Genomic DNA, 26,376 nt, shown 5'->3' on the forward strand with positions numbered 1-26,376 from the left:
TTTCGTCACGTGAGCGGGGCGCAGGCCTGCTGCAACCAGTCCAGCGCGTCACCATGCAGATCCTGCGCCAGAACGGCCAATGTAGTGGCATGATAGCGATCAATCCAGTCCCGTTCTGCGCGGGTCAGTTGATCGGTTTCAATCAGGCGGCGATCAAGCGGCACATAGGTCAATGTTTCAAAAGCCAGCATGTCTCGGGAATCGCCACCGGCAATGGCAGGCGCTTCGACAACAGCGATCAGGTTTTCGATGCGAATGCCGAATGCGCCTTCGCGGTAATACCCCGGTTCGTTTGATACGATCATGCCAGGCACAAACGGCGTTGTGGCGCGGCGAGATATGCCTTGCGGGCCTTCATGCACGCTCAGGTAGCTGCCGATGCCGTGGCCTGTGCCGTGGTCATAATCCAGCCCTGCTTCCCATAGCGGCGCGCGGGCAAAGGCATCAATGTGCTGACCGGAAAGGCCCTTGGGAAAACGCAGACGGCTGATCGCCACCATGCCGCGCAGGACGCGGGTATAGCAGGCGCGGTGTTCGTCGGTAGGCTGACCGATACTGATTGTGCGGGTAATGTCGGTGGTCCCGTCGCGGTATTGCCCGCCGCTATCGACCAGCAGCAGTTCACCGGCATTCACGGCGCGATTGGTGTCGTCGGTCACGCGGTAGTGCACGATGGCTGCATTCGGTCCTGCGCCGCTGATTGTTTCAAAGCTGATGTCGCGCAGTGCATTGGTGGCGGTGCGGAACCCTTCCAGCTTTTGCACCACGTCGATCTCGGTCAGGTGGCCTTTGGGGGCTTCGGCGTCAAGCCACGCCAGAAACTGCACCATCGCGACGGCATCGCGGTGCTGTGCGGCCTTCGCACCTGCGATTTCTGTGGCGTTCTTGGTCGCTTTGGGCAGCACGCACGGATCACTGGCATGAGAGATCGTGGCACCGGCCTTGGTCAAGATGGTGGCTACTGCGGCGGGACAGGATTTCGGATCAATTTGCACGGTGCCAGTCAGCTTTCCCAGATGCGCGGCAAAGCTGTCCTGCGCGGCCACGGTGACCATCGGGCCAAGGTGATCGGCAATCGCGTCGGCCTTGCCCTGACCCGCGAACAGCGTGACGCGGGCATCATCGTGTAAGATGGCAAAGGCGTGCGGGACAGGATTACGCTCAATATCCGTGCCGCGGATGTTCAAGAGCCACGCGATGCTATCAGGCAGGGTGATCACGGTGCAGGCCGCTTTCAGATCGGCAGCAAGTCCGGTGCGCTTGGCGTCATGCGCCTCGCCCGACAGTTCAAGCGGATGTGCGGTAAAGGGGGCGGTCGGGGCCGCGGGCTGATCAGACCACAGCGGATCAATCATGTTATCCACAGGGCGTAGGACGATCTTGCTGTCGCGCAGCTTGCGGGTCAGCGATGCAAGCTCGTCCACCGTATGCAACCACGGATCAAAGCCGACGATGCCGCCATCTGGCAGGTGGTCCAACAGCCAATCGGCCAGTTGCACCTCTGGCCAGTGAACTGGCGTAAAGGTGTCGGCCACCTGACTGCGGACCTGCACGCGGTAGCGCCCGTCGATGAAAACGCCCGCGATATTTTCCAAAACAGCGCAAAATCCGGCAGAGCCTGTGAATCCCGTCAGCCACTCCAGCCGTGCATCGCGCGGGGCCACGTATTCGCCTTGATGCACATCTGCACGGGGCACAAGAAAACCGTGAAGGCCAGCCTCCGCTAATGCGCCACGCAGGGCGGCAAGGCGCGGCGGGCCTTGTTCGGGTGAAGACGAAACGGCGAAGGTCTGAAACATGGCGTGTCCTTACGATCAGCAGCAGCCAAAGCCTGTCGTAGACTTTGTTTGCAAACTTTCTAGAAAAGTTTCGGGGCCTTAGCCAGCCTTGCGCATACCCGTGACACGGGCGCGTTTGCGCGGATCGGTGTCAAACAGGCTGGCAAGCTGTTCTGTCATCGCACCGGCAAGCTGTTCGGCATCGGTAATTGTAACCGCGCGTTCGTAATAACGGGTCACGTCGTGGCCGATGCCGATGGCGACCAGTTCGACCGCTTTGCGCTTTTCGACCATGGCGATCACGTCGCGCAGGTGCTTTTCCAGATAGTTCGCAGGGTTCACCGACAGGGTGCTGTCGTCTACAGGCGCGCCGTCAGAGATAACCATGAGCACCTTGCGCTGCTCGCGCCGCGCCAGCATCCGGCGGTGCGCCCATTCCAGCGCCTCACCGTCGATGTTTTCCTTCAGCAAACCCTCTTTCATCATGAGACCCAGATTGGGCCGTGCGCGACGCCAAGGGGCATCGGCCGATTTATAGACGATGTGGCGCAGATCATTCAGGCGGCCCGGCGTGGCAGGTCGACCCTCGGCCAGCCATTTTTCGCGGGCAAGGCCACCTTTCCAGGCTTTGGTTGTAAAGCCCAGAATTTCGACTTTCACCTGACAGCGTTCCAGCGTGCGGGCCATCACATCGGCGCAAATCGCGGCAATGGAAATCGGACGACCACGCATGGAGCCGGAGTTATCCAGTAGCAGCGTCACGCAGGTGTCGCGAAACTCTGTGTCTTTTTCCATTTTGAATGACAGCGGGGTGGTGGGGTTGGACACCACGCGGGCCAAGCGGCCAGCATCCAGAATCCCTTCTTCAAGATCAAACTCCCAAGACCGGTTCTGCTGCGCCTGCAAGCGGCGTTGCAGCTTGTTGGCCAGTCGCGACACAGCACCCTTGAGCGGTTCAAGCTGCTGGTCCAGATAGGCGCGCAAGCGTTCCAGTTCGATCGGTTCGGCCAGATCCTCGGCGCTGATCTCTTCGTCATGTTCGGACGAAAAGATCGTATAATTGGGGTCTGCGTCAGACACAGGCATCGGGGTGGGCGGTTCTTGCGGGGCTTCCCCGTCGGGCATTTCTGTCTCTTCGCCCATCTCAGCATCGGCCTGTTCGTCCATGCTGATCTCGGCCTGAGACTGGTCCTGCTGCTCTTCCTGCGTCTGTTCGGGCGTGCCTTCGGCCTCTTCGCCCTCGTCCTCGTCGTTTCCGGTGCTGTCCTGCTCCTGATCTTCGTCGGACCCGTCCTCGGCTTCGTCTTCCTGATCGTCGTCAAGCGCGTCGGGATCATCGCCAAGCTGGTCTGCGTAGCCCAGGTCAGAGATTACCTGCCGCGCGAATTTGGCGAACGCCTGCTGGTCAGCCAGCATGTCAGTCAGGTTTTCCAGCGTGCCGCCGGCCTGTTCCTCGATAAAGCCACGCCACAGGCTCATCACGTTTTCCGCGCCTTTGGGCAGATTGCGGCCCGTGGCCAGATGGCGGATCAGATAGCCTGCAGCGGTGGCAAGCGGGGCATCGGCGCTGGATTTGATCTGGTCATAACCCTTGCGATGCGCCTCATCGCTGATCTTGGCGTCGATATTGCCAGCGGTGCCGGGCATGTATTTCGCGCCCACAGCCTCAACCCGTGCCGACTCCATCGCGTCATAGATATCGCGGGCCATCTGGCCTTGGGGCATGTAGCGGGCGGCAACACCTTCGTCGTGAAACTTGTGGCGCAGGGCAAAGGCATCGGCGGTGCCGCGGGCCAGCAACACCTCGTCGCGTGTCATCCGGCGGGACACTTGGGGCAGGCGGATCGTTTCGGATGTCTGGCCCGCGGGATCGACAGAATAGCTGACCGACAGCTCTGCGTCGTCGGCCAGCACTTTGGTCGCTTCGGCCAGTGCCTTTTTGAACGGATCGGCAGGATTGTCGGATGGTTTGCTCAAATCAGGAAGCCTTCGGCGCTAAAGCTGTAATCGGTCACATCGTAGCACAGGCGCGACGCAGGCGTGGCCGCAGGGTTACGCGCAGCAGAGCGGGCGGCGAACATGCGCTCGGCAATTTCGGGCGCGACCATGTCGGCGACCCGGACATATTTGTCGTTCAACTCGGCGATTGTGAAACGCGCTGGCGTTGACTCTCCGATCACGACACCGTCTAGGGCGGGCGCAGAGGGCTGGGCTGCGTCAAATTCCGCCTTACCGATACATGCGGCAAAGTTTTCGGCATCCGTCACGCCTGTTGGCAGTGGTGGCGGCGTGTCATCGTCGCGGGACGGACCTGCGCAGGCGGCAAGCGAAAGTGCTGCGGCAAAAGCCAGCAACCTTTGGGTGTTGGTGATGATGGCCATAACGTCCCCCCTTCGTTCAAATCGGTTTTGACAGGCGCCTAGCCAAGCGACAGGCTTGCGGCACTTTCTGGCAGTTCTTCGTCAAAGCAACGCTGGTAGAATTCGGCAACCGTCTGGCGCTCAAGCTCGTCACATTTGTTGAGGAACGACAGGCGGAAGGCGTAACCCACGTCTTGGAAAATGCGGGTGTTTTCAGCCCAAGCCAGCACGGTGCGTGGCGACATCACAGTGGACAGATCGCCGTTCATGAATGCGGTGCGTGTCAGATCCGCGACAGTCACCATCTGGCTGACAGTCTTGCGGCCCTTTTCGGTGTTGAAGTGCGGCGACTTCGACAGAACAATTGCGGCTTCGGCGTCATGTGACAGATAGTTCAGCGTGGCGACAAGCGACCAGCGGTCCATCTGCGCTTGGTTGATCTGCTGGGTGCCGTGGTAAAGGCCGGTTGTATCGCCAAGACCCACGGTGTTGGCCGTGGCAAACAGACGGAATGACGGGTGCGGTGTGATGATCGTGTTCTGGTCCATCAGCGTCAGCTTACCGTCAGTTTCCAGCACGCGCTGGATCACAAACATCACGTCGGCGCGGCCAGCGTCATATTCGTCAAATACGATTGCCACAGGATTGCGCAGCGCCCACGGCAGGATGCCTTCGTGGAATTCAGTGACCTGTACGCCGTCACGCAGCTTGATCGCGTCTTTACCGATCAGATCGATACGGGAGATGTGGCTATCAAGGTTCACGCGCACGGCGGGCCAGTTCAGACGGGCGGCAACCTGTTCGATGTGGGTGGATTTACCCGTGCCGTGATAACCCTGGATCATCACACGGCGGTTATAGCCAAAGCCAGCAAGGATCGCCAAAGTCGTATCGGGATCAAATTTGTAGGTGCTGTCAATTTCAGGCACGCGGTCGGTCTTATCGGCAAAGCCTTTAACCTTCATGTCGCTGTCGATGCCAAATACCTCGCGGACCGAAATCTCTTCGGTTGGTTTTGCATCCGCGTTGTGTGTGCCGTCCGCCATGTGTTTCGTGCCTTTTTGCTAGCCGTCTTACGTCCTGTGTCGGGATGCAACATAAAGCGGGTTACTGCAAGGGAAAGGCCTTAGTGCCAGATGTCAAAATCGGCTTGCGCGCATGTAACGGTTGAAATTCCTGCACAATGGTTAATGGTGGAGGAAACAACGAGGCAAGCAGTCCATGACGACTCCACAGGACGTTGAAAACATGATCGGTCGCATGGCGCTTGGCGACCGACAGGCGTTTTCAGACCTTTATTCGGCGACATCCGCGAAACTCTTTGGTGTGGCCTTGCGTGTGTTGAGTAATCGCGCAGAAGCCGAGGATGCCATTCAGGAGGCCTATTTAAAGATTTGGCGCAACGCCGACCGCTATCAGGTGAACGGGCTAAGTCCGATGACCTGGCTGATTACGATCACGCGCAATCTGTGCATCGACAAACTGCGCGCCCGCAAAGTGCAGGGCGGCGGCATGGACGAAGCAGCCGAGATCGAAAGCAGCGCACCGGGGCCGGAAGCCTTAGCGATGGCGTCGTCCGACAGGGCGCGGATCGTGGATTGCATGGGACAACTGGATGACCAGAAATCCGATGCGGTGCGCCGCGCCTATCTGGAAGGTGAAACCTACAAGGAACTGGCTGAACGCTATGATCAGCCGCTCAATACAATTCGCACATGGCTCCGCCGGAGCCTGATCAAACTGAAAGACTGTCTGTCGCATGACTGATGAAACCGCAACATCCGAGACCGCGCCGCTGGCTGCGGAATACACGCTGGGCCTTTTGCCAGAGGATGAGGCGCGGGCATTTGAAGCACTGATGTCACGCGACCCCGACGCGCGGGCCGAATATGCGTTTTGGGCCGAAAATTATGCTGCGCTGACGAACGATATCCCGCATGAGGCGCCACCCGCGCACGTCTGGACAGGCATTTCCGATGTGGCGTTCGGTCCGGCTGCGCCGCGCGCGTCATGGTTTTCGCGCTTTGGTCTGCCCTCTGCCTTGGGTGGTGGTTTGCTGGCAGCGCTTGCTGTTTTATGGCTGGTCGATCTGTCCGGCATGATGGGTGGTGAAACATCGACCTACACGGCCCAGATCGCAGCCGAGGATAGCAGCCTGATCATACAGGCCAGCTTTGACGACAGCACCGACACGTTGAGCCTGACCCGCGATGCGGGCGCCGCCGCCGATGGCCGTGATCTGGAACTGTGGCTTATCTCGGGTGGCAATGCGCCTGTTTCTTTGGGTGTCATTCCCGAGACGCAAACCGCCGATATCCAGCTTGATGCGGACGTCGTGGCAGCCTTGCAAGACGGTGTGCTGGCCATCAGTGATGAACCCGAAGGCGGATCACCTACAGGTGCGCCAACCGGTGCAGTTCTGGCTGTCGGTCCCCTGATCGCGCTTTAAGCCGCAATCAGCCATTTTTTGCTTTCCGTTAGGTCCGGTCGGGCTTGGCCAAGATTTTGGCACATTTGTCACCCCATATGGGGCCAAGTGACGAATCGGAGCTGTCATGGCGGCAAAACGGATCAATTGGCGGTTGTACCTGACCGAAGGCGAGCGGAGCATTGTCTTTGCGCTGTGCGGCATTGCGTTTTTCGGCGCGATCGTGGCGTTTATCGTGGTCAACCAATTGGGTGGCCAGTCCCAGATCGTGCGTCCGCTGACAACCTATGACTACTGGATCATCTGTTCCGGTGCATTGGGCGCGCCTGCGGGTGCGTTTCTTGCCCGCAACTGGTTCGGCCATCCGGGCGGGGCAGGTGTGATGAAGGCCTGCGTTGGCATCATCGTCACCAGCTTTCTGTCATCAATCATCGCAGGCACGCTGGCCTTGCCATTCTACGGCACGATGTTTGGTCCGTTCTCGCTGATTGTCACAATGGTCGCCTCACCGATGCTGGCCCTGATCTGGGCTGCCATGCTTTTAGGCGCGCATCTTCTGGTCGCGGTATACCGGCGTGAGCGCGAGACGATCTTTGTTCCCAAAAGGGCCCGTCGCCGCGCTGTCGCCTAGTCCTTTTCGCGGAAGTGCTTGCTGGCCTTCACCTGATCCCACGCCCAAACTACCTCGTTCAACTGCTCTTCTTGTGAGCGGTCGCCGCCGTTCATGTCAGGGTGAAGAACCTTGATCAACGCCTTGTATTGCTTGCGAATTTGCGGCTTGGACATGCTGTCTTTGGCGTCGAGAATCTCGATCGCGCGGCGCTCGGTCGGTGGCAGGCGGCGCGTGCTGCCGCCCTTGTTCCGGCCAGGATTCTGCGTCGCGTTCGCCCCAAGGACCTGATGCGGGTCGTCAACGCCCAGACGCGCCCAGGCACGCTGTTCTTCGGACCGCTTAAAGGGTTTGGTGGGGCGTTCCCACACACGGTCCTGATCCATCTGGGCCATCAGTTCGGCCTCTGATGTTCCATCAAAGAAATTCCACTTCAGATTGTATTCGCGCGCGTGCTGCTGGCAAAACCACAGATAGTCATCCATCTGCTCGGGTGATTTGGGCGCACGAAACTTTCCCGCCTCTTCGCAGCCTTCGTGATCGCAGACACGCGTTGATGTCTCGGACGCGCCGGACATCCCGCGCCGACCGCGCGGATTTTTCTTCTTTGCACTGGAAACGGACATATCGAATCCGAAGGGGTCTTTCTTATCCATGTGCGCTTACCTTTCTACGTGGGCCGTGCGACAATAAACTATAGGCCGCAGGATTGAAGGGGGCAGAGCAAAAATAATGGGACTTGAAACCGAGATAAATGACGCGATCACTGCAAACCTTGCGCCAGAATCTTTGCAGGTGATTAACGAAAGCCACATGCACGCAGGTCATGCAGGCGACGACGGGAGCGGGGAAAGCCATTGGCGCGTTGTGATCCGTGCGCCTGCGCTGGACAATATGTCACGCCTTGCACGCCACCGCGCCGTGCATAGCGCCATCGGCCCGGACATCATCGCCCGGTTGCATGCGTTGGCGATTGATATTCAGTAGTGTTTATCGGCGCTGGCCAATGACGGCTTTGCCTGCAGCATAGCCGGTCGCTGCAATCAGGGCGGCGCATAGGGCGAGCTTTGAATAAAACTCCATTGTACCTTGGATGGGCACGACGTGAGCAACGCTGCCCACCACGGCGATGCTGACCAAGGCGATATGTCCCAACCGCCATGTGCGCCACCGCAAGCGCCAAATACGCCGAATCGCCACAAGGCCTGCCGCTGCAAAGACGGCCCACATCGCGATAACGCCCCAGACCGAGAACAGCGCTGGCGAAGTGAAGGTAAGCGCGTCAATCACATCAGGCGGACTGGTCAGCCAGAGCCCCGCCACATGCGCCAAGACGGCAATCACCAGAATGAGGCCGCAGAGGCGATGCAGGCGACGAGACCGCGCCATTGCGATCGCGGGCAGTGCTGCTGTCGCCAAAAGCGGCTGGATGAGCATGACGCCCATCGCGATGATCCCCGAGAAACCTGCGAAAATATAGATCGGCTCGCGCCACGCTAACTGCGGGCTGGCTGCTGCCAAAACAAGCGGAAGTAGGATCACGACCGTTAAGGCAAGCCAAAAGAGTGCCTGTCGCATCAGGGTGATCAGGTTGGTTGCAACACAAAGTGTGCTTCCAACGCGGTATCAGACACGTTGGGCATGATCGGACGCAGGAAAACCGTTTCAAAGCCTGCGTCATCTACAGCCAAATGGCCATGAGGCTGGCCAAACGCAGGCACGATCTGCGGCATCTCAAGCCGGAATACACCGTTTTCATCTGTCAGCGTCGCGCCATGGCTTTGTGGATCGCGTTCGTGACCTTCGACGGTATGCGCCCAGATTTGCACGCGCTGGCCTGCCAAGGGTGCGCCGTCACCCGCCCGCCGCACGGTGCCTGACATCCAAAAACCGCCGCCGCCAATCCGTTCGACTATCGGTGCGCCGGGACGGTAGTTGTTCGACCCGCCGCGCATCGTCGGTGTCGGAGCGACGGTTTGGGCAAGAGCGGGGACGGCTGCCGCGTGGAACAAAGCAGTGGCGCTACCGGTGGCAATCAGAGTGCGGCGCGTGATCAGGTCAGTCTTCATGGGAGCGGTCCTTTTTGCTGCAATGTGATGCCGGATCGGCGGTGTTGATGGAGCGGTCTTGTCGTTAAAATAGCGCAATCAACGGCCCTGTCAGTAGGGCGCGCCGTCACATGAGTGTGAGGCATTGAACCGGCAATGCAGTCGCGGCTTTCGTGGGAGAGCCCAGCGGGTTCACATGTCCCGTCTGAATTATTCTGCGGCGACGCGCGGTTCGGGCCGGTCAGGGTCCGTATCAAGCGGCTTGTTCTCCAACATGGGCGTTGGCGGAGGCGCAGGCACTGCCGTGGCGGGAAACACTTCCGGCGCTTCAACAGGGCGGGAGGTGTCTACCTCTGGTGTCTGCGCGGCGCCAGTCGCAAGCGGCTTGCGAAACACCAGCATGTTCTGGAACACCGTCGTCCGGCCCGTCAGGCCCTGACGTTCCTCGCAAGGAAGCGTATCTGTGCGCAGGTATTCCCAACCCGCGGCACCGTATTCGTTCATGATCGTCTGGATCGCAAAGGCAAAGCGGTCTTCGGTTGTTTTCACGCCACGGGCTTTGGTGCCCTTCTTGGGGGCCGGAACAACTGCGTATTCGTAGCTCATGTGCTTCATCCTTCTTGCGACAAAGACGTCTATAGCAAGTGGCGGCACATCCGCCAAGCTTGCGTCATGTCATCGGCGCTTTGCCGCGTTAAAGGCCCAACTTGGCACTGACGATTTGGTTCACGGCCGCTGGATTTGCCTTGCCGCCCGTGGCCTTCATCACCTGACCTACAAACCAGCCTGCCAGCTTGGGGTTCTGCTTGGCCTTTTCGACCTGCGCAGGGTTGGCGGCGATAATCTCGTCCACGGCGGTTTCGATCGCGCCTGTATCCGTCACCTGCTTCATGCCTTCGGTCTCGACAATCTCGGTCGGGTCGCGGTCTTGCGTGTAGGCGATATCAAAGACATCCTTGGCGATCTTGCCGGAAATGTCGCCGGATTTGATCAGGCCCACGATCTGGCCCAACCGCGCGGCGGAAATCGGGCTTTCGGTGACGCCCTTGTCGCCGTCTTTCTTGAGACGTCCGAACAATTCGTTAATCACCCAGTTGGCGGACAGCTTGCCGTCCTGACCGTCAGCGACCTGTTCGAAATAGGCCGCGTTTTCAGCCTCGGCCGTCAGCACGCTGGCGTCGTAGTCCGACAGACCGAAGTCCGCGATGAAGCGTGCTTTCTTGGCGTCAGGCAGTTCGGGCAGTGTTGCGGCGATGTTATCCACCCAGGCCTGCTCAATCTCTAACGGCAGCAGATCGGGGTCGGGGAAGTAGCGATAGTCGTGCGCTTCCTCCTTGGACCGCATGGAGCGTGTCTCGTTCTTGTCGGGATCATAGAGGCGGGTTTCCTGCACGACTTCTTTGCCGTCCTCGACCAGTGCGATCTGGCGGCGGGCCTCAACGTCGATGGCCATCTGTATAAAGCGCATGGAGTTCATGTTCTTGATTTCGCAGCGGGTGCCAAGGTGGCTGAAATCCTGCGTTTCCTGATACTTCTCATAGGCACCGGGCTTGCAGATCGACACGTTTACGTCTGCACGCAGATTGCCGTTTTGCATGTTGCCATCGCAGGTGCCCAGATAGCGCAGGATCTGGCGCAGCTTGCCGACATAGGCCGCAGCCTCTTCGGGGCCGCGAATGTCGGGGCGAGATACGATCTCCATCAGGGCAACGCCGGTGCGGTTCAGGTCAACGAAGGACATGTTGGGGTCCATGTCGTGCACGGATTTACCGGCGTCCTGTTCAAGGTGGATGCGTTCAATCCGCACGTTACGCGCGGTGCCGTCACCCATTTCCACCAGCACTTCGCCTTCACCTACAATCGGGTGATACAGCTGCGAAATCTGGTAGCCCTGCGGCAGGTCGGGGTAGAAATAGTTCTTGCGATCAAAGGCACTGAAGAGGTTGATCTCGGCCTTCAGGCCAAGCCCCGTGCGCACGGCCTGCTCCACGCAACCTTCGTTGATCACCGGCAACATGCCCGGCATGCCTGCGTCCACGAATGCCACGTTGCTGTTCGGCTCCGCGCCAAAAAGCGTGGATGCGCCCGAAAACAGCTTGGCGGCAGTTGCGACCTGTGCGTGGACCTCAAGCCCGATCACAAGTTCCCAGTCGTGCTGTGCGCCAGCAATGACTTTGGGGGCAGGGGTGTCATAGGTCAGATCAAGCATGTCGCGCCTCGCTTTGCGTTATGCATCGCGTTCTAAGTCAGGCCGTGCAGGGGAACAAGTGGGCGGATGGGACGTTGTAGCGCTGAAACGCATATGACGAGAGGAAACGACCATGCCAAAGATCACCGACGCCAATATTCTGATCCTGTCCACCGACGGATTTGAACAATCCGAACTGTGCACCCCCCGCGATTCCCTGACCGAACAGGGTGCTAATATCCACGTCGCCACCCCGGATGGCGAGGAGATTACAGGCTGGGATAAAGACAACTGGGGCGACAAGGTGCCTGCCGATCTGAAGATCAGCGACGTGAACGTGGCGGATTACGATGCGCTGGTGCTGCCGGGTGGGCAGATCAATCCTGATGTGCTGCGGCTGAACGAGGACGCGATCAGTGTCATCAAATCGTTCGTAAAAGAGGGCAAGATCATCGCCGCTATCTGCCACGCGCCGTGGTTGCTGGTTGAGGCAGATGTGGTCAAGGATCGCGAAATGACATCCTATCCGTCTATCAAAACCGATCTGGTGAACGCGGGTGCAAACTGGGTCGATCAAGAGGTTGCCATCTCGAACGGCATCATCACCAGCCGAAACCCCGACGATCTGCCAGCCTTCGTGGCCAAAATTGTGGAAGAGGTGGAAGAGGGCGAACACCCCCGCGCGGCGGCTTAGCGTCTCGCACTCAAATGACTGAAACGCGGCCCCATCGCGTGGGCCGCGTTTTGCCGACCCCAATCGTTTTTCTTGCAATCGCATAAGGTTGCGCGGCACATTGCGCGCCATGATGTTTGCGCGATCAATCCTGGGGGGGATTTGTGCGGTAATTTTGGCGGGGTCTGTCATGGCCGAGCCACTGATCCGTCCATTTGCCCGAGAAGACGCCGCCACGCTGCGGATCGAAGCCGAGGCCGCACGCCTTGCAGCATTTCGTGCTGTCGCACGTCCCGCCCACATGATCCGGTATCCGGTTGCCATTGAAACGTCGGAACCAGCGGTGCGCCCGCAGGCACGTCAGGCATTTTTGCCGCGCACGCGCTGGGCCTTTCAGCCAAACTCTGCTGTCTGGACCCGTGCCGCGATGTCGGCGATCGGCGGCCATGGCGACGGGCTTGATTCGCTCGTGCCACGCGATATCGACCGCTGGTGCCCGTCTTATCAAGATAACCCGCCCCATCTGCGCCGTGCATTTTGGGTTGGCATGATGTCGGCATTGGCCAAGCATGAAAGCACCTATAATCCGCGTGCCGTGGGTGGCGGGAACCTGTGGTTTGGGCTGCTGCAAATCTATCCGGATACCGCCCGACGCTATGGCTGCCGCGCCCGCACCGGTGATGCGCTGAAAAATCCGGTTGAAAACCTTAGCTGCGCGGCCCGTATCATGAATGTGACCGTCGCTCGCGACAATGCAATCGCCGTGTTTGACCGCCGCTGGCGCGGTGTGGCCGCCGATTGGGGGCCCATGTCGAACCGCAACAAAATCCCCGAAATGGCGAATTGGACACGCCAGCAAAGCTATTGCGTGGCGCGTGATAACATCCGTCCGCAAGCCCGACCTGCCGGATTAAGCGCAACCGTTTCGACACGCACCGTTGCGTTGAACGACTAGCCCTTCAGCATCCGCGCCACCATTTCAGCAGTGTCACGCGACAACTCAGGCGTATGGGCAATGCGTTGCAGGGCAGCTTTCATCTTGGCCTGACGATCCGGCGCGTAACGCGGCCATGTCTCGAACGCTTTTGCCATGCGGGCCGTGGTTTGCGGATTAACCGGATCAAGCCGGATCAGCCAATCGGCCAGCAACGCATAGCCGCTCCCGTCAGCGGCATGGAAACCGGCGGCATTGGCGGCAAATCCCCCAAGTACAGCGCGGAAACGGTTTGGGTTTTTCCAATTAAAGTCAGCGTCTTGCGTCAACATGTTTACAGTCGCAACGGCATGCTCAGGCGATGCGAGTACCGCTTGTAGCCCAAACCATTTATCCATCACCAGACGGTCCTGCGCCCATTGCGTGCGGAATGCGGCCAGCGCGTCTGCGCCGTGCCCTTGGGCCACCAAAGCACGCAGGGCTGACATTTGCTGGGTCATGTTATCGGCTTGTGCGAATTGGGCGCTGGCCTGTTTGCCACCATCCAGCCGCGTCATCAGACCCAGCATCGCGTTGCCGAGCGACCGCTGGCCGGCATCTTTCGCGTCAGGGCTATACGGCCCCGCGACATGCATCGCGGCATAAATCTGGGGCAGGCGATCCTGCATATGTTCGGCCATCGCGTAACGCAGGCTTTCGTGGACCAGATAGATTTTCTGCGGTTCGGGGGCATGGCCCGCGTCCGCCAGCGCGCGGGCGGTGTCGTCTTGGCTGGGCAGGGCCAGCATCAACGCGCGATAGGCCGGATCAAGCGCCTTGTCCGTGATCAGCCCGGTCAGGGCCGTCAGATAGCGCGCATCCGGCGCCGCATCATCCCGCACCATGCCGACCAGCATGTCGCTGGCAAACTGGCGTCCGGCCTCCCACTTGTTGAAGGGATCGGTATCGTGGGCCAGCAGAAACAGCCGTTCATCCGCAGTTTGCTGGCGCTTGATGATGACCGGAGCCGAAAAGCCGCGCAGAAGACTGGGGATCGGCTTTTCGGTCAGATTGTCGAAGGTAAACGATTGTTCGACTTCGGTCAGTTCGAGCACCGTTGTTGGCACAACTTCTGCGCCGCTGGAGGCCAGCAATCCGGCGGCGACGGGGATGTGCATGGGCTGCTTGTCGGCCATGTCATCGGTGTCGCGCAGGCTTTGGCGGAGGGTGAGCGTATATGTGCCGTTGTCGAATTGGTCGGTGACAGTGATTTCCGGCGTGCCGGCCTGGGCATACCACAGGGCAAATTGCGTCAGATCGCGGCCCGTGGTGTCGGCAAAGGCTGCAAGCCAGTCCTCGATCGTGGCAGCTTGCCCGTCGTGACGGTCGAAATAAAGCGTGACCGCCTTGGCATAGGGGTCATCCCCGACCAGAAGCTTGAGCATCCCGATCAATTCCGCGCCTTTTTCATAAACGGTGGCGGTGTAGAAGTTGTTGATCTCGACAAAGCTGGCGGGGCGAACGGGGTGGGCCAGCGGCCCTGCATCCTCGCGGAACTGGTAGGCACGCAGGTCAAGCGCGTCGTCGATGCGTTTGACAGGGGCAGAGCGCATGTCTGCCGTGAATTGCTGGTCGCGATACACGGTCAGCCCTTCTTTCAGGCACAGCTGGAACCAGTCGCGGCAAGTCACACGGTTGCCAGTCCAGTTGTGAAAATACTCGTGCGCGATGATCGCCTCGATCCGTTCGTAGTCGGCGTCGGTCGAGGTGGTAGGAGAGGCGAGAACACAGCTGGAGTTGAATATATTCAATCCCTTGTTCTCCATCGCGCCCATATTGAAGTCATCGACAGCCACGATGTTGAAAATGTCCAAGTCGTAGGCACGGCCATAGACCTTTTCATCCCACTTCATCGACCGGATCAGCGCATCAAGCGCAAAGTCGCACTTGGCCTCGTCCGGTCTGGGGCGGACATAGATGTTCAGCGCGACGTCATCGCCGTTCATCGTGGTAAAACTGCCGGATGTCGCGACCAGATCGCCTGCAACCAATGCAAACAGATAGGCCGGTTTTGGCCACGAATCGTGCCATTCCGCCCAACCCGCGCCGCTGCCCACAGGATTGCCGTTGGACAGCATGACGGGCATGTCGCTTTCGATGCGCACGGTGAACACGGCCATCACATCGGGACGGTCGGGGTAGTATGTGATCTTGCGAAAGCCCTCAGCCTCGCATTGGGTGCAATACATGCCTCCTGACATATAAAGCCCTTCGAGCGCTGTGTTGCCGTCTGGCGCAATCTCGACTTCTGCGTCCCACACAAAGGGTGCGTCGGGAACATCACAGGTCAGACCGTTATCTGTGAGCGTCGGCGACACGTCTGCCCCGTCGATCTGCGCGTTCACCAATTTCAGGTCCTGTCCGTGCAAGGTGAATGTCGTGTCGGTTGCGTCAGGGTTCGGGCGAAAACGGATGCGGCTGATCACGCGCGTGGCCTTGGGCGACAGGCGGAATGTCAGATGGACACCATCAATGAGAAATGCCGGCGGTTGGTAGTCGGCCAGATAGATCGTTTGCGGGCTTGCGTCTTTCATCGGGCATCCTGTCATGGCAATTTCAACCTGCATGACACAAGGCAGGCGGCGCGGCCAGATCGCGTCATTGAAAGCTCACCGCACCGTTTTAGGTGGCCAGACACAGCCAAGGACCCGACATGCCAAAGATGCGCAAGAAATCCGACCTGCCGCAAAAGACCTGTCCAGTCTGCGGCAAGCCGTTTGTCTGGCGCAAAAAATGGGAAAAGGTGTGGGAAAACGTGATTTACTGTTCGGAACGATGCCGCCGCAGCAAGGACGCGGCGCGCTAAAGTTTCCTATCGTAAACTGCAACTTGCCCCTGATAGGGCGATGAACTAACACATCTCTTGGCGTTTTCAGGGCGCCATCAATACCAAAGGGAGCGTAGAAAATGACCGACCGGATCGAGCATAACGGAATGCAAGTGGACGCCGTCCTGTCCGAATTCATTACCAAGCAGGCTTTGCCCGGCACGGTTGTGGATGCGGAAGATTTCTGGGCCGGATTTTCGGCGCTGGTGCATGATTTCGGGCCGCGCAACCGTGCGCTGTTGGAAAAGCGCGAAGAGATTCAGGCCAAGATCGATCAGTGGCACATCGACAACCGCGACGCGCCCCATGACCGCAATGCCTACGAGGCGTTCTTGCAGGAGATCGGCTATCTGATCCCAGAGGGCGAGGCCTTCACGATTGAAACAACAAACGTGGACCCCGAGATTGCCACAGTGCCCGGCCCGCAGCTTGTGGTGCCAATCACCAATGCCCGTTTTGCACTGAACGCGGCGAATGCCCGTTGGGGTAGCCTTTATGATGCGTTTTATGGCACCGATGCGATGGGCACGCGCCCGCCTGCTGGCGGTTATGACCGTGGCCATGGCGCCCGTGTTGTCGCACGCTCCCGCGTGTTTCTGGACGAGGCGTTCCCGATTGTGGGCAAGAGCCACGCTGATGTGACCCGCTATGTCGTGTCGGATGGCGCGTTGCTGGTGGATGATCAGCCCTTGGCGCAGCCCGAGAAATTTGTCGGCTATCGCGGCAATCCCAAAGCACCCGATGCTGTTCTGCTGCGCAATAACGGGCTGCACGTCGAACTGGTGTTTGACCGCGCGCATCCCATCGGTGGCCGCGATCAGGCGCTGCTGGCTGACGTGCGTCTGGAAAGTGCTGTGTCCGCGATCATGGACTGCGAGGATTCCGTCGCCTGCGTGGACGCAGAGGATAAAGTTCTGGCCTACGGCAACTGGCTGGGTCTGATGCAGGGGAACCTGACCGCCGATTTGTCCAAGAACGGCAAGACGATGACACGCCGTCTGGCCGATGACGTCACCTACACCGCGCCTGACGGCAGCGATCTGGTGCTGAAGGGCCGCGCGCTTTTGTGGATCCGCAACGTGGGCCACCTGATGACCAACCCCGCGATCCACGACCGCGACGGCAACGAGGTGTTCGAAGGGCTGATGGACGCCATGATCACTACGCTGGTCGCGATGCATGACCTGAAGCGCGACGGCGGCAACTCCGCGCTTGGCTCTGTCTACGTGGTGAAGCCCAAGATGCACGGACCCGAAGAAGTGGCTTTTACCACCGAGATTTTCAATCACGTGGAAAAGACGCTGGGTCTGCCCGCTAACACGGTCAAGATCGGCATCATGGATGAAGAGCGCCGCACGACGGTGAACCTGATGGAATGTATCCGCGCGGCCAAATCCCGCGTGGCGTTCATCAATACCGGTTTTCTTGACCGCACCGGCGACGAAATCCACACGTCGATGGAGGCGGGGCCGTTCAGCCGCAAAGACTTTATCAAGCGCAAGGGCTGGATTTCCGCCTACGAGAACCAGAACGTTGACGTGGGTCTGGCCTGCGGCTTTTCTGGGAAGGCACAGATCGGTAAGGGCATGTGGGCCATGCCCGATATGATGGCCGCGATGATCGAGCAAAAGATCGAACATCCCAAATCGGGCGCGAACTGCGCATGGGTGCCAAGCCCGACTGCCGCGACATTGCACGCGCTGCACTACCACAAGGTTGATGTGATGGCGGTGCAGGAAAAGCTGCTGAAAGGCGGACGCCGCGCACATGTGAGCGCAATTCTGGATATTCCGCTGGCCGCGTTCCGTGCGTGGAGCAAAGAGCAAGTTGCGCGCGAAGTTGAGAACAACGCGCAGGGTATTCTGGGTTATGTCGTGCGCTGGATTGATCAGGGCGTGGGCTGTTCCAAGGTGCCTGACATTAACAATGTGGGCCTGATGGAAGACCGCGCGACTTGCCGGATTTCCGCGCAGGCGCTGGCCAACTGGCTGCACCACGATGTCACCTCCGAGGCAGACGTCATGGCCGCGATGCAGAAAATGGCCAAGGTCGTGGACGAGCAAAACGCCGATGATCCGGCCTATCGCCCGATGGCACCCGATTACGACGGCATCGCGTTTCAGGCAGCCTGCGATCTGGTGTTCAAGGGGCGCGAACAGCCGTCAGGCTATACAGAGCCTGTATTGCACCGCCGCCGTCTTGAGCTGAAATCGCAGCGCAATCACTGAATTTAGAGGATAATAACATGGCTGAAATTTCACTCTCAAAAACCCGCGTGATCCTGCGCAAAACCATCGCCAAAGGCCGTGAGATGGACCTTAAACCGCTGTCTGTTGTCGTGCTGGACGCTGGCGGTCACGTCAAAGGGTTCGAGCGCGAGGATGGCGCGGCACCGGGCCGTTTTGCCATCGCACACGGAAAGGCTTACGGCGCTGTCATGTTGGGCATGGCGGGAACAGCCCAGATGCAACGCGCCGAACAGCAAGCCTATTTCATGGCGGCCGTGAACGGTGTTTACGGTGGTCAGGTCGTGCCCGTGCCGGGTGGTGTTCTGCTACGGGACAAGCGTGGTGTGATCATCGGTGCGGTTGGTGTCACGGGTGACACCAGCGACAACGATGCGCAGGCCGCCCTTGCGGGGATTGAGGCTGCTGGCCTGACCGGCGAAATTTAAGGCGCAAGCACCACATCCAAGCGGGCCAGACCATGCACGCCAATCCGTCTTGCATAAACGGGTTTGACGTCGGGGCTGGCCTGTTTCATGTCGGGGTAGCGGGCAAATAGCTGTGTCAGCGCTACCTCAACCTCGGCGCGGGCCAGTTGCATGCCAAGACACACATGCGGTCCGGTGCCAAAGCCAAGATGCGCGTTTGGCCTGCGGTTGGGGATCAGGGTGCCAGCATCGTCAAAACGGATCGGGTCGTGATTGGCCGCGATCAGGAGCGGCGCGATCTGGTCGCCTTTGCGGAGCGCCACGCCGTCCAGTTCTGTGTCAGCGGCGACGAAAAGCGGCTGTGTCATAAAGACAGGCGCGTAAAATCGCATCACCTCTTCGATTAAAAGCGGCAGGGCCTCTGGCTGGTCAGTGATGATGCGGCACGCCTCCGGCATGGTGAGAGCGGTATGGACGCAGGTGGTGATAAGATGGGCTGTCGTCTCGCTTCCGGCCAGAAATAAGGCGACCGCCATCGCTAGCAATTCATCATCATTGAAACTGTCGCCCGCGTCATTAGCCTGCACAAGCTGCGTGATTAGCCCGTCACCGGGGGCGGCACGGACCCGCGTAAATTCGGACCGGAAATAGCGCATGGTGCGCCACAGCCCCGGGACCGCTTTGATCATGCCGAATGTGCCTGTCACTTCGGAAAAGGATGACGTGATCCGGTTCACATGCGCCCTATCCGATGCGGGCACGCCCAGTAAGCTGCAAATTGCCTGAGTGGGCAGGGGGCGGGCAAAGCTGCTCGCGATATCGACGGGCCTGTCATGGGGCATCGCGTCAATCAGCGTATCAGCAAGTGCCGCCATTTCAGGGCGCAGATCGGTGATGCTGGTGCGGGCAAAGGCCTGATCGACCAGACCGCGCAGGCGTTTATGCCGCGCGCCATCTGCATTCACCAGATTTTCAAAGATCGGCGACAGAAAGCGCGGCAGATACCAGAACCGTTGCTTCATGCTCTTGCCAGTGATCGGGCCGCTATCGCGGACAAAACGGGCGGTATCCTTGAGCACCATCCGCGCGCCAGCATCTGTGGTCGTCATCCACAGCTTGCCAATCAACGGCAATTTCACTTGCACGACAGGCGCATCGGCCTGCATGGCCGTGATGGTCGGGCGCGGATCACGCAGGAACTTTTGCGATGTCAGGTCATAGGCCATGCCATTACCGTGGGAAGTTGTGCGCGTTTGTCAAATCGCCTGTGCGCGGGGTTTTGCTTTTCATTAGGGGCAGGGGTGCTATTCTGCCAATCAAAGCAGCCATTACAGGACAGCCCGTGCGCCCCGTCATCGGAATTATCGGCAATAGCTATTTGATCAATGACCAGTATCCGGCCCATGCCGCCGGAGAGATGAACGCCGCCGCCGTGCGCGATGCGGCGGGTGGCATGCCGCTGATCATCCCTTCTGATCCTGATCTTGTGACCCCGCAGGAACTGATGGCTACGTGTCATGGCTTTGTCTTTACGGGTGGTCGTCCTAACGTTCACCCCGAGGAATATGGTGAGCCGGAGACTGAAGCGCATGGCGCGTTTGACCGTGCGCGTGATCGCGTGGCGCTACCCCTGATCCGCGCCTGTGTGGCGGCAGGTCTGCCAATTTTGGGTATCTGCCGTGGTTTTCAGGAGGTGAATGTTGCAATGGGCGGCACGCTGTATCCCGAAATTCGTGACTTGCCGGGGCGCGATAACCACCGCATGCCGCCGGATGGCACGCTGGAAGAAAAATTTGCGCTGCGCCACACGGTGCGGTTTTCGGAACACGGGCCTTTCCACCGCTTGATGGGTGCGCAAGAGGTGATGACCAACACGCTGCACGGGCAAGGCATCAAGGATGCGGGACCACGCATCGTGATTGATGGCCATGCGCCCGATGGCACGCCTGAGGCGATTTACGTGGCAGATGCGCCTGGCTTTACGCTGTCGGTGCAATGGCATCCCGAATGGAATGCGGCGGATGATCCGGTGTCACGCCCCTTGTTTGAGGCGTTTGGCGCAGCCTGCGCAGAATGGTCGGCAGGCAACCGTCCCAATTTGCAAAAATCGGCATAGGGCAGGCAATGAAGCGGTCAGAGATCAATCAAATCATCACCGAAGCGGACGCAATGATGCGCCGCTACGGGTTTACTTTGCCGCCTTGGGCCTATTGGTCCCCCGATGAATTTATCGCTCGCAAGTCCGAGGCAAGCGGCGTTATCGCGGCGCGCAATGGGTGGGACATCACCGATTATGGCGAGGGGCGTTTTGACGAAATGGGCCTGTTCCTGTTCACACTGCGCAACGGGCATCTGGCCGACCTGCAACATGGTGGCGGCATGTGCTATGCCGAGAAGCTGTTGATTTCAAAGCAGGATCAACTGTCGCCGATGCACACCCACGTGATTAAGGCCGAGGATATCATCAACCGCGGCGGTGCAACGCTGGTGGTCGAGCTTTATGGCTCGGACGCGGATGGCAATTTTGATGAAACCGCTGGCGGCCATGTTGTTTGCGACGCGATCCCGCGCGCGTTCAAGCCGGGCGAAAAGCTGAAACTGGCCCCCGGCGAAAGTGTGACGCTGATGCCCGGTGACTGGCATGCGTTCTGGGGCGAAGGGGGCGATGTGCTGATCGGCGAGGTCAGCACCGTCAATGACGATGAAACCGACAATATCTTCCGTGAACCCATCGGGCGCTTTGCCACGATTGAAGAGGACGAGCCGCCCAAACATCTGCTGGTGAGCGACTACGCAACCTGGCTCGGCTAATCCGCTAACTTAGCGGACCAGTTCGGCCTCGTGCCGTTTCAGGCAGCGGCGTGCTGTCGGGCCATATCCGTTCGGGTCGCTGCGCAGATCTGGGAAGAGCGCAAACAATTCCTCGCGCGCGGGATCGGACACTGCCGACAGACCGACCGAACCGGGGTGGAAGCTTTCTGATGCGCAGCCTTCGGCAAAGACGATCTCGTGCTCGTCAAACATCATGTGGATGTATGTGACATCGCCACCAGCGTCCTGTGTCACGTCCTTGCCATCAATTAAGTGCTTGGCCGCGATCAGAACTTCGCTTTCACCGAACAACAGCTCTGCGCGGTAGCCTTGGAACAGCATACGGTGCTGCGGCGATACAAGAATCTCACGCTCCAGACCTGTCACAACGCCGGGGCGGATGCGGACGGGGGCAAAACGGTCTTGCGCGGGGACGGTGCGGCTTTGAATCCAGCGGATTGGCTGCAAGCCGTGGTCGCGGGTCACAACCATATCGCCCACTTTCAACGTCGCAATATCGCGTGCGCCGTGCGGTGTGGCGATCAGCGTGCCGGGGGTAAAGCAGATGATGTTCTCGATCTCGGAGAACGTCAGCAGCGTGCCATCGTCCAAGGTCACAGAGCCGGAGAAGGTCTCGTTGCCGTCTGCGTTGATCCCGTCAGAGGTCTTCACCAGCGTGGACAGGTCGGCCAGCGTGCCAAGCTGAAGCGTGTCGCCTTCCAGCGTCAGCGGATCACCGTCGTCCGGTGTCTCGCCGCCCTGACCACCCGTGATGGTGATCGCGCCGTTTGTCGGCTCGCCCAGATCCTCAAGGATGAACGTATCATCGCCGCTGCCGCCGCCGATGCTGTCGCCCTCTGAGAAGGTGACGGTGTCATTACCTGCGCCGGTCGCAATCGTGTCAGCGCCCGTGCCGGTCGTTGTGACAATATCGTCGCCCGCGCCGGTGATAACGTCCTCATTGCCGCTGCCGCCAGTGATCGTGTCGTCGCCGCTGCCGGTTTCGACCTGTTCAATCTCGGCGAATGTGGCGGTATCGGTGCCGTTGTCGACCGTGCCAGCCTCGGGGCCGGAGAAGTTGACGGTGACGTCTTGGGTCAGGGCAGAACCGTCCAGCGTATCGCCATTGGTTTCACCGGTTTCGCCGCCAATGATCGCGTCATTGCCGAAATCATCCGCAATGCGGATCGTATCATCGCCCGCGCCACCATCAACTAAATCAGCGCCTTCACCACCTGCCAGCGTGTCGCTATCGGCGCCACCAAACAGACTGTCATCGGCTGTCGAACCTGTGATGTCATCATTGCCCGCGTTACCAAAAATGGTGATCGGTGCATCCGAGGCAGAGGCGTCAACAGTGTCGTTTCCGGCATCAAGATCAAGAACCTCGATTTCAGAGAACGTCGCGGTCGAGGTGCCGTCGGTGATTGTGCCAGCCTCGTCGCCGGTCAAAATGGTTGTGCTATCGGCGGGGTTGGTCAGGTTGATTGTATCGCTGTCGGTGCCGCCTTCGCCGCCGGTGATCGTGTCATCGCCAAAGGTGCCTGACAAAACGAATTCGTCGGCATCGTCACCGCCGTCAAGTGTGTCATCGCCTTCGCCGCCGGTGATTGTGTCGTTACCTGCATCACCTGTGACGCTGTCGTTGCCGGACCCGCCAGTGATCGTATCATTGCCATCGCCTGCGATGATCGAAGCGCCAACGCTGTCGGCATTGGCGTTAATCACGTCGTCGTATTGCGAACCGATGACGCCTTCAATCTCCGAGAAATTACCATCAGCGCCGCTGGTTCCGACGATATAGCCGGCCGCTTCGTCGCCGGTGTAGGACACGACCACGCCTTGCCCGCCGTCGGTGCCCGAGAAATCGACAGTGTCGAAGTCGCCGATGTTCTCGCCGCCGGTGATCGTGTCGCTATCGCTGTTCTGGTCGATCTGGAAAGTATCGTCGCCGACACCGCCAAACAGATTGTCATCACCGCCACTGCCCAGAACGACATCATTGCCGGTGCCACCAAAGACAGTATCGTCTCCGGTTCCGGCATCAATCGTGTCGTTGTCAGCGCCGCCGTAAACCTCGTCGTTGCCGTCACCGGCAAGGATGCTGTCGTCGCCAGCAAAGCCGAAGATTAGGTCGTCGTTCGCGGTGTCACCGGGCAGGATCGCATCGTCGTTATCGACGATATCGCCGTCAGGATCGCCCAGATAGTTGCCATCAATCAGATCGTCGCCAGCGGTGCCGGAAACGGTGCCGTCCGGCATTGGGATGCCAATGGCATTAAGGTAAAACGGGTTGTCCGCATCAGCAGGCGAAATGCCGTTCAGCGTGATCGATTCACCATTGGGGAATGTCAGAACCGCGTTGCCGGACCCGTCGTCGGTGACAGTGACATCATTGGTCAGGACAGGCGTACGGTTCGGATCGCCGGGTGGCAGGTCAAACAGGTTGGACACATCCAGCGTGTCGATGCCGTTGAACAACCCACCAGCAGCAGGAGTTGGCGCGTCGAAGCTGTCGATAACATCATTGCCAAAGCCGTCTTGCAGCACGATGACATCGGCATCGCCATCGGGGCTGCCGTTGCCCAGATCAATCACGTCATCGCCAGCGCCAGCATTTACAGTGTCTGCACCTGTGCCAAGCTCGACCGTGTCGTTGCCGGACGATCCGGTGACGCTATCGTCGCCAGCGCCAAGGCGGATGTTTTCAATGTTGTTGAAGGTGGCGGTGTTGGCCCCGTCGGTCAGCGTGCCACGTTCGTTATCAGCAGGGGACAGGGTGCTCAGGTCAACGGTTACATCGCCTGTCAGGGCCGAGGCATCAAGGATATCAACGTCGGTGTCGCCCACGTCTTCGGAGCCATCGATGTTATCGATGCCAAAGACGTCGGTCAGGACGATGACGTCGTCATCACCACCGCCGACCATGCTGTCGTTGCCCGTGCCACCGTTGATGGTGTCGCGGCCGGTGCCCATAAAGATACTGTCGTTGCCCGCGCCGCCTTCGGCTGTGTTGTTGCCGCTGGACGCAAAGATCTGATCGTTGCCCGCGCCACCATAAAGGCTGTCGTTGCCTGCATCACCGACCAGAGTGTCATCGCCCGCATCGCCAGAGATGCTGTCGTTGCCCCCGTCGCCGTCCAGATAATCGTTACCTGTGCCGCCAGCGATCCGGTCATCGCCGTCCTGACCGGCAAGGCTGTCATTGCCAGAGCCACCCGAAATGCTATCGTTACCGATGCCACCCAGCGCGGAGTCGTCGCCGTCACCGCCAAAGATGCTATCTGCGCCGGACCCGCCAAAGGCTGTGTCGTTGCCGATCCCACCGTAAAGACTGTCGTTGCCGCCATCGCCGATCAGGCGATCATTGCCCGCATCACCGAAAAGCGTGTCAGCGCCGCCATCACCGTCAACGGTATCGTTTCCGTCACCGCCGAAGATCCGGTCGTCATTACCTTCGCCGCGCAGGTTGTCGTTGCCTGCACCGCCAAAGATCGTGTCAGCGCCGGTGCCAGCGGTGACGCTGTCATCGCCGTCGCCGCCTTCGATATAATCTGCGTCGCTTCCGCTATCGTCGATCCGATCGTTGCCAGCGCCGCCATAAAGGCTGTCCGCGCCAGTGCCACCTTGAAGCGTGTCATTGCCGTCATCGCCAAACACGATGTCATCGCCAGCGCCGCCGTCGATATTGTCGTTCCCGGCAGGGTCGAAGGGTTCGTCAAAATAGACATCGGTAACTTCGATCAGGCCGTCATCACCGGTTTGTTGCGTGTCCTCATAGCGCACGACAAGACGCGCCACGGGACCTGCAATGCTGACGTTCATGGTATTGCCAGCGTCCAGACCGGATGTGGCATCATTGACAATTGCTGTGCCGGTCTCGTTACCGGCAACACCGTCAGAATTGCTTTGCGTCAGTTGCCCGCCGAATACCACCGTAACCGCGATGGGATTGCCAGCAGCATCAAAGGCAAAGACAGACGCGCGGTCTGTAAACACGCCGTTTGAGTCAATGTCGTTGATATTGAACGACACGTTTGTCACCGCGCGATCAAACGCCAGTTCGATCTCGTTCGTGGCAAGGTCACCGCCAAAGTGGGCGCTGCTGTTGGAGTTGGCCGTTTTCAGACCATCGTTAATGCCAGCGGTGCTTGTAGCCTCGGCATTGAAGATCGGCGCGGTATCGGACCCGCCTGTGCCATCGGTGGTGCCAGCTGGGTTTGCGCGATAGCTGTAGGTGATCCCCACGCCACCGATGATCTGTTGCGTGCCGTTGACCAGCGCATCGTCTTCGTCGATCTGGCTGGCATCGTCGGGGTCGGGCATTTTCGACCATTCCCACGCGATCCGGTCGGGTGAGGTGATTGTGTCGCCGCGGATGATGTCATTGCCAGCGCCGCCCGAGATGCTGTCGTCGCCTGCATCGCCGCTAATGCTGTCGTCGCCGATGCCACCGATAATGGTGTCATTGTTGTCACCGGCGTTGATCGTATCGTTTCCGGTGCCGCCGTCGATAGAATCTTCGCCTTCGGCCGCAAAGACCGTGTCGTTGCCCGCACCTGCAACAATCGTGTCGGCGGTGCTTGAGGCGGCATCGTCTTCGGGGTCGTCGCTGTAGTTTTCGTCGATGACGTCATCACCAGCAGTGCCGCTGACCGTTCCGTCGCTGACGATGTAGTTGGGAACAGTTGTCGCCTGCGCAGATGTGATGGTTGTGACCGGACCGAAGTCGGGCACAAAATACACATTGCCGTTGGTGGCCAGAAAATAGACGCCGGGTTCGCTGGTGTTGGTGTAGGTGGTTCCGCCAGCAGTGCCGCTCCAGACCCAGTTACCTGCACCAAGGTTGCGCGATGTGTCGAAGTTGATAAGCGCACCACTGATCACATCACCGGAATCGAGGGAATTGTTCCCCAGAGTGACTAAATAACCTTGTGGCATTACTGCTCTCCACATCGTCGGCGTTTTTGCCGTATTCATTTCGATGCATGCCAATGTCCTGCACTGACTGCATCGTTGAAGAGCAA

General features: G+C 59.4%; 23 protein-coding genes. 11 read left to right on the forward strand and 12 right to left on the reverse strand.

The features are described from left to right. Positions 1 to 5: 5 nt before the first annotated feature. The 4 genes from V8J84_RS10975 to cobS form a co-directional block, all read right to left on the reverse strand. On the reverse strand, positions 6 to 1,799 hold the full coding sequence (locus V8J84_RS10975) for an aminopeptidase P family protein (protein WP_339931026.1): 1,794 nt from the start codon (positions 1,797 to 1,799) through the stop codon (positions 6 to 8). 78 nt (positions 1,800 to 1,877) lie between these two features. Beyond that, a complete protein-coding gene (gene cobT, locus V8J84_RS10980; RefSeq protein ID WP_339931028.1) occupies positions 1,878 to 3,755 on the reverse strand; it encodes a cobaltochelatase subunit CobT in 1,878 nt (625 codons plus the stop codon). Then, the gene (locus tag V8J84_RS10985) at positions 3,752 to 4,159 is read right to left on the reverse strand and encodes a hypothetical protein (protein WP_339931030.1); all 408 of its coding nucleotides are present in this window, start codon (positions 4,157 to 4,159) and stop codon (positions 3,752 to 3,754) included. The genes cobT and V8J84_RS10985 overlap by 4 nt, the downstream gene beginning before the upstream one ends. 38 nt (positions 4,160 to 4,197) lie before the next feature. Continuing rightward, positions 4,198 to 5,184: a cobaltochelatase subunit CobS gene (gene cobS, locus V8J84_RS10990; protein WP_339931032.1), complete on the reverse strand. Its 987-nt coding sequence runs from the start codon at positions 5,182 to 5,184 to the stop codon at positions 4,198 to 4,200. Positions 5,185 to 5,359: 175 nt separating this feature from the next. Between cobS and V8J84_RS10995 the strand changes: the two genes are divergently transcribed. The 3 genes from V8J84_RS10995 to V8J84_RS11005 all read left to right on the forward strand — a co-directional run bounded on the left by V8J84_RS10995 (position 5,360) and on the right by V8J84_RS11005 (position 7,197). Beyond that, positions 5,360 to 5,905, forward strand: a complete 546-nt coding sequence (locus tag V8J84_RS10995) for a sigma-70 family RNA polymerase sigma factor (protein WP_339931034.1) — start codon at positions 5,360 to 5,362, stop codon at positions 5,903 to 5,905. After that, positions 5,898 to 6,587: an anti-sigma factor gene (locus V8J84_RS11000; RefSeq protein ID WP_339931036.1), complete on the forward strand. Its 690-nt coding sequence runs from the start codon at positions 5,898 to 5,900 to the stop codon at positions 6,585 to 6,587. Before V8J84_RS10995 ends, V8J84_RS11000 begins: the two co-directional genes overlap by 8 nt. Positions 6,588 to 6,693: 106 nt before the next feature. Then, positions 6,694 to 7,197 carry a hypothetical protein gene (locus tag V8J84_RS11005; protein WP_339931038.1) on the forward strand — a complete coding sequence of 168 codons (504 nt, stop codon included), beginning with the start codon at positions 6,694 to 6,696 and terminating at the stop codon, positions 7,195 to 7,197. On the opposite strand, the gene V8J84_RS11010 is transcribed toward V8J84_RS11005, so the two are convergent. Further along, on the reverse strand, positions 7,194 to 7,832 hold the full coding sequence (locus tag V8J84_RS11010) for a J domain-containing protein (protein WP_339931040.1): 639 nt from the start codon (positions 7,830 to 7,832) through the stop codon (positions 7,194 to 7,196). The two genes, V8J84_RS11005 and V8J84_RS11010, sit on opposite strands and share 4 nt — an antisense overlap. A gap of 76 nt (positions 7,833 to 7,908) precedes the next feature. Between V8J84_RS11010 and V8J84_RS11015 the strand changes: the two genes are divergently transcribed. Next, positions 7,909 to 8,163: a BolA family protein gene (locus V8J84_RS11015; protein WP_339931043.1), complete on the forward strand. Its 255-nt coding sequence runs from the start codon at positions 7,909 to 7,911 to the stop codon at positions 8,161 to 8,163. A 3-nt stretch (positions 8,164 to 8,166) separates the two neighbouring features. Here the strand turns inward: V8J84_RS11015 and V8J84_RS11020 are convergent, their stop codons facing one another. From V8J84_RS11020 to gatB, 4 genes are all read right to left on the reverse strand, one after another. Then, the gene (locus V8J84_RS11020; RefSeq protein ID WP_339931045.1) at positions 8,167 to 8,718 is read right to left on the reverse strand and encodes a ferric reductase-like transmembrane domain-containing protein; all 552 of its coding nucleotides are present in this window, start codon (positions 8,716 to 8,718) and stop codon (positions 8,167 to 8,169) included. 44 nt (positions 8,719 to 8,762) lie between these two features. Continuing rightward, complete coding sequence (locus V8J84_RS11025; RefSeq protein WP_339931048.1) at positions 8,763 to 9,245, reverse strand: twin-arginine translocation pathway signal; 483 nt, start codon at positions 9,243 to 9,245, stop codon at positions 8,763 to 8,765. 189 nt (positions 9,246 to 9,434) lie between these two features. Then, a complete protein-coding gene (locus tag V8J84_RS11030) occupies positions 9,435 to 9,830 on the reverse strand; it encodes a DUF4177 domain-containing protein (protein ID WP_339931050.1) in 396 nt (131 codons plus the stop codon). Between the two features lie 88 nt (positions 9,831 to 9,918). Beyond that, positions 9,919 to 11,433 carry an Asp-tRNA(Asn)/Glu-tRNA(Gln) amidotransferase subunit GatB gene (gatB, locus tag V8J84_RS11035; protein ID WP_339931052.1) on the reverse strand — a complete coding sequence of 505 codons (1,515 nt, stop codon included), beginning with the start codon at positions 11,431 to 11,433 and terminating at the stop codon, positions 9,919 to 9,921. A gap of 112 nt (positions 11,434 to 11,545) precedes the next feature. Between gatB and V8J84_RS11040 the strand changes: the two genes are divergently transcribed. Then, on the forward strand, positions 11,546 to 12,106 hold the full coding sequence (locus V8J84_RS11040) for a type 1 glutamine amidotransferase domain-containing protein (protein WP_339931054.1): 561 nt from the start codon (positions 11,546 to 11,548) through the stop codon (positions 12,104 to 12,106). 169 nt (positions 12,107 to 12,275) lie between these two features. Next, positions 12,276 to 13,040: a transglycosylase SLT domain-containing protein gene (locus V8J84_RS11045; protein ID WP_339931056.1), complete on the forward strand. Its 765-nt coding sequence runs from the start codon at positions 12,276 to 12,278 to the stop codon at positions 13,038 to 13,040. Here V8J84_RS11045 and pepN read toward each other — a convergent pair. Continuing rightward, positions 13,037 to 15,592, reverse strand: a complete 2,556-nt coding sequence (gene pepN / locus V8J84_RS11050; RefSeq protein WP_339931058.1) for an aminopeptidase N — start codon at positions 15,590 to 15,592, stop codon at positions 13,037 to 13,039. The genes V8J84_RS11045 and pepN overlap by 4 nt on opposite strands. Positions 15,593 to 15,720: 128 nt before the next feature. Between pepN and V8J84_RS11055 the strand changes: the two genes are divergently transcribed. The 3 genes from V8J84_RS11055 to V8J84_RS11065 all read left to right on the forward strand — a co-directional run bounded on the left by V8J84_RS11055 (position 15,721) and on the right by V8J84_RS11065 (position 18,559). Next, positions 15,721 to 15,864 (forward strand): DUF2256 domain-containing protein, encoded by a 144-nt coding sequence (locus V8J84_RS11055; RefSeq protein ID WP_339932042.1) that lies wholly within the window; start codon positions 15,721 to 15,723, stop codon positions 15,862 to 15,864. A gap of 101 nt (positions 15,865 to 15,965) precedes the next feature. Then, on the forward strand, positions 15,966 to 18,113 hold the full coding sequence (locus V8J84_RS11060) for a malate synthase G (RefSeq protein ID WP_339931060.1): 2,148 nt from the start codon (positions 15,966 to 15,968) through the stop codon (positions 18,111 to 18,113). A 17-nt stretch (positions 18,114 to 18,130) separates the two neighbouring features. Further along, complete coding sequence (locus V8J84_RS11065; protein ID WP_339931062.1) at positions 18,131 to 18,559, forward strand: GlcG/HbpS family heme-binding protein; 429 nt, start codon at positions 18,131 to 18,133, stop codon at positions 18,557 to 18,559. Here the strand turns inward: V8J84_RS11065 and V8J84_RS11070 are convergent. Beyond that, positions 18,556 to 19,764: a cytochrome P450 gene (locus tag V8J84_RS11070; RefSeq protein WP_339931064.1), complete on the reverse strand. Its 1,209-nt coding sequence runs from the start codon at positions 19,762 to 19,764 to the stop codon at positions 18,556 to 18,558. The two genes, V8J84_RS11065 and V8J84_RS11070, sit on opposite strands and share 4 nt — an antisense overlap. 116 nt (positions 19,765 to 19,880) lie before the next feature. Here V8J84_RS11070 and V8J84_RS11075 point away from each other — a divergent pair, with 116 nt between their 5' ends. Further along, positions 19,881 to 20,654: a gamma-glutamyl-gamma-aminobutyrate hydrolase family protein gene (locus V8J84_RS11075; protein WP_339931066.1), complete on the forward strand. Its 774-nt coding sequence runs from the start codon at positions 19,881 to 19,883 to the stop codon at positions 20,652 to 20,654. Between the two features lie 8 nt (positions 20,655 to 20,662). Continuing rightward, positions 20,663 to 21,349 carry a D-lyxose/D-mannose family sugar isomerase gene (locus V8J84_RS11080; protein WP_339931068.1) on the forward strand — a complete coding sequence of 229 codons (687 nt, stop codon included), beginning with the start codon at positions 20,663 to 20,665 and terminating at the stop codon, positions 21,347 to 21,349. A 9-nt stretch (positions 21,350 to 21,358) separates the two neighbouring features. On the opposite strand, the gene V8J84_RS11085 is transcribed toward V8J84_RS11080, so the two are convergent. Beyond that, the gene (locus tag V8J84_RS11085) at positions 21,359 to 26,290 is read right to left on the reverse strand and encodes a Hint domain-containing protein (RefSeq protein ID WP_339931070.1); all 4,932 of its coding nucleotides are present in this window, start codon (positions 26,288 to 26,290) and stop codon (positions 21,359 to 21,361) included. Positions 26,291 to 26,376: the final 86 nt, after the last annotated feature.

Source organism: Yoonia sp. 208BN28-4 (genome assembly GCF_037543925.1).
In the GTDB taxonomy this organism is placed as follows: Bacteria; Pseudomonadota; Alphaproteobacteria; order Rhodobacterales; family Rhodobacteraceae; genus Yoonia.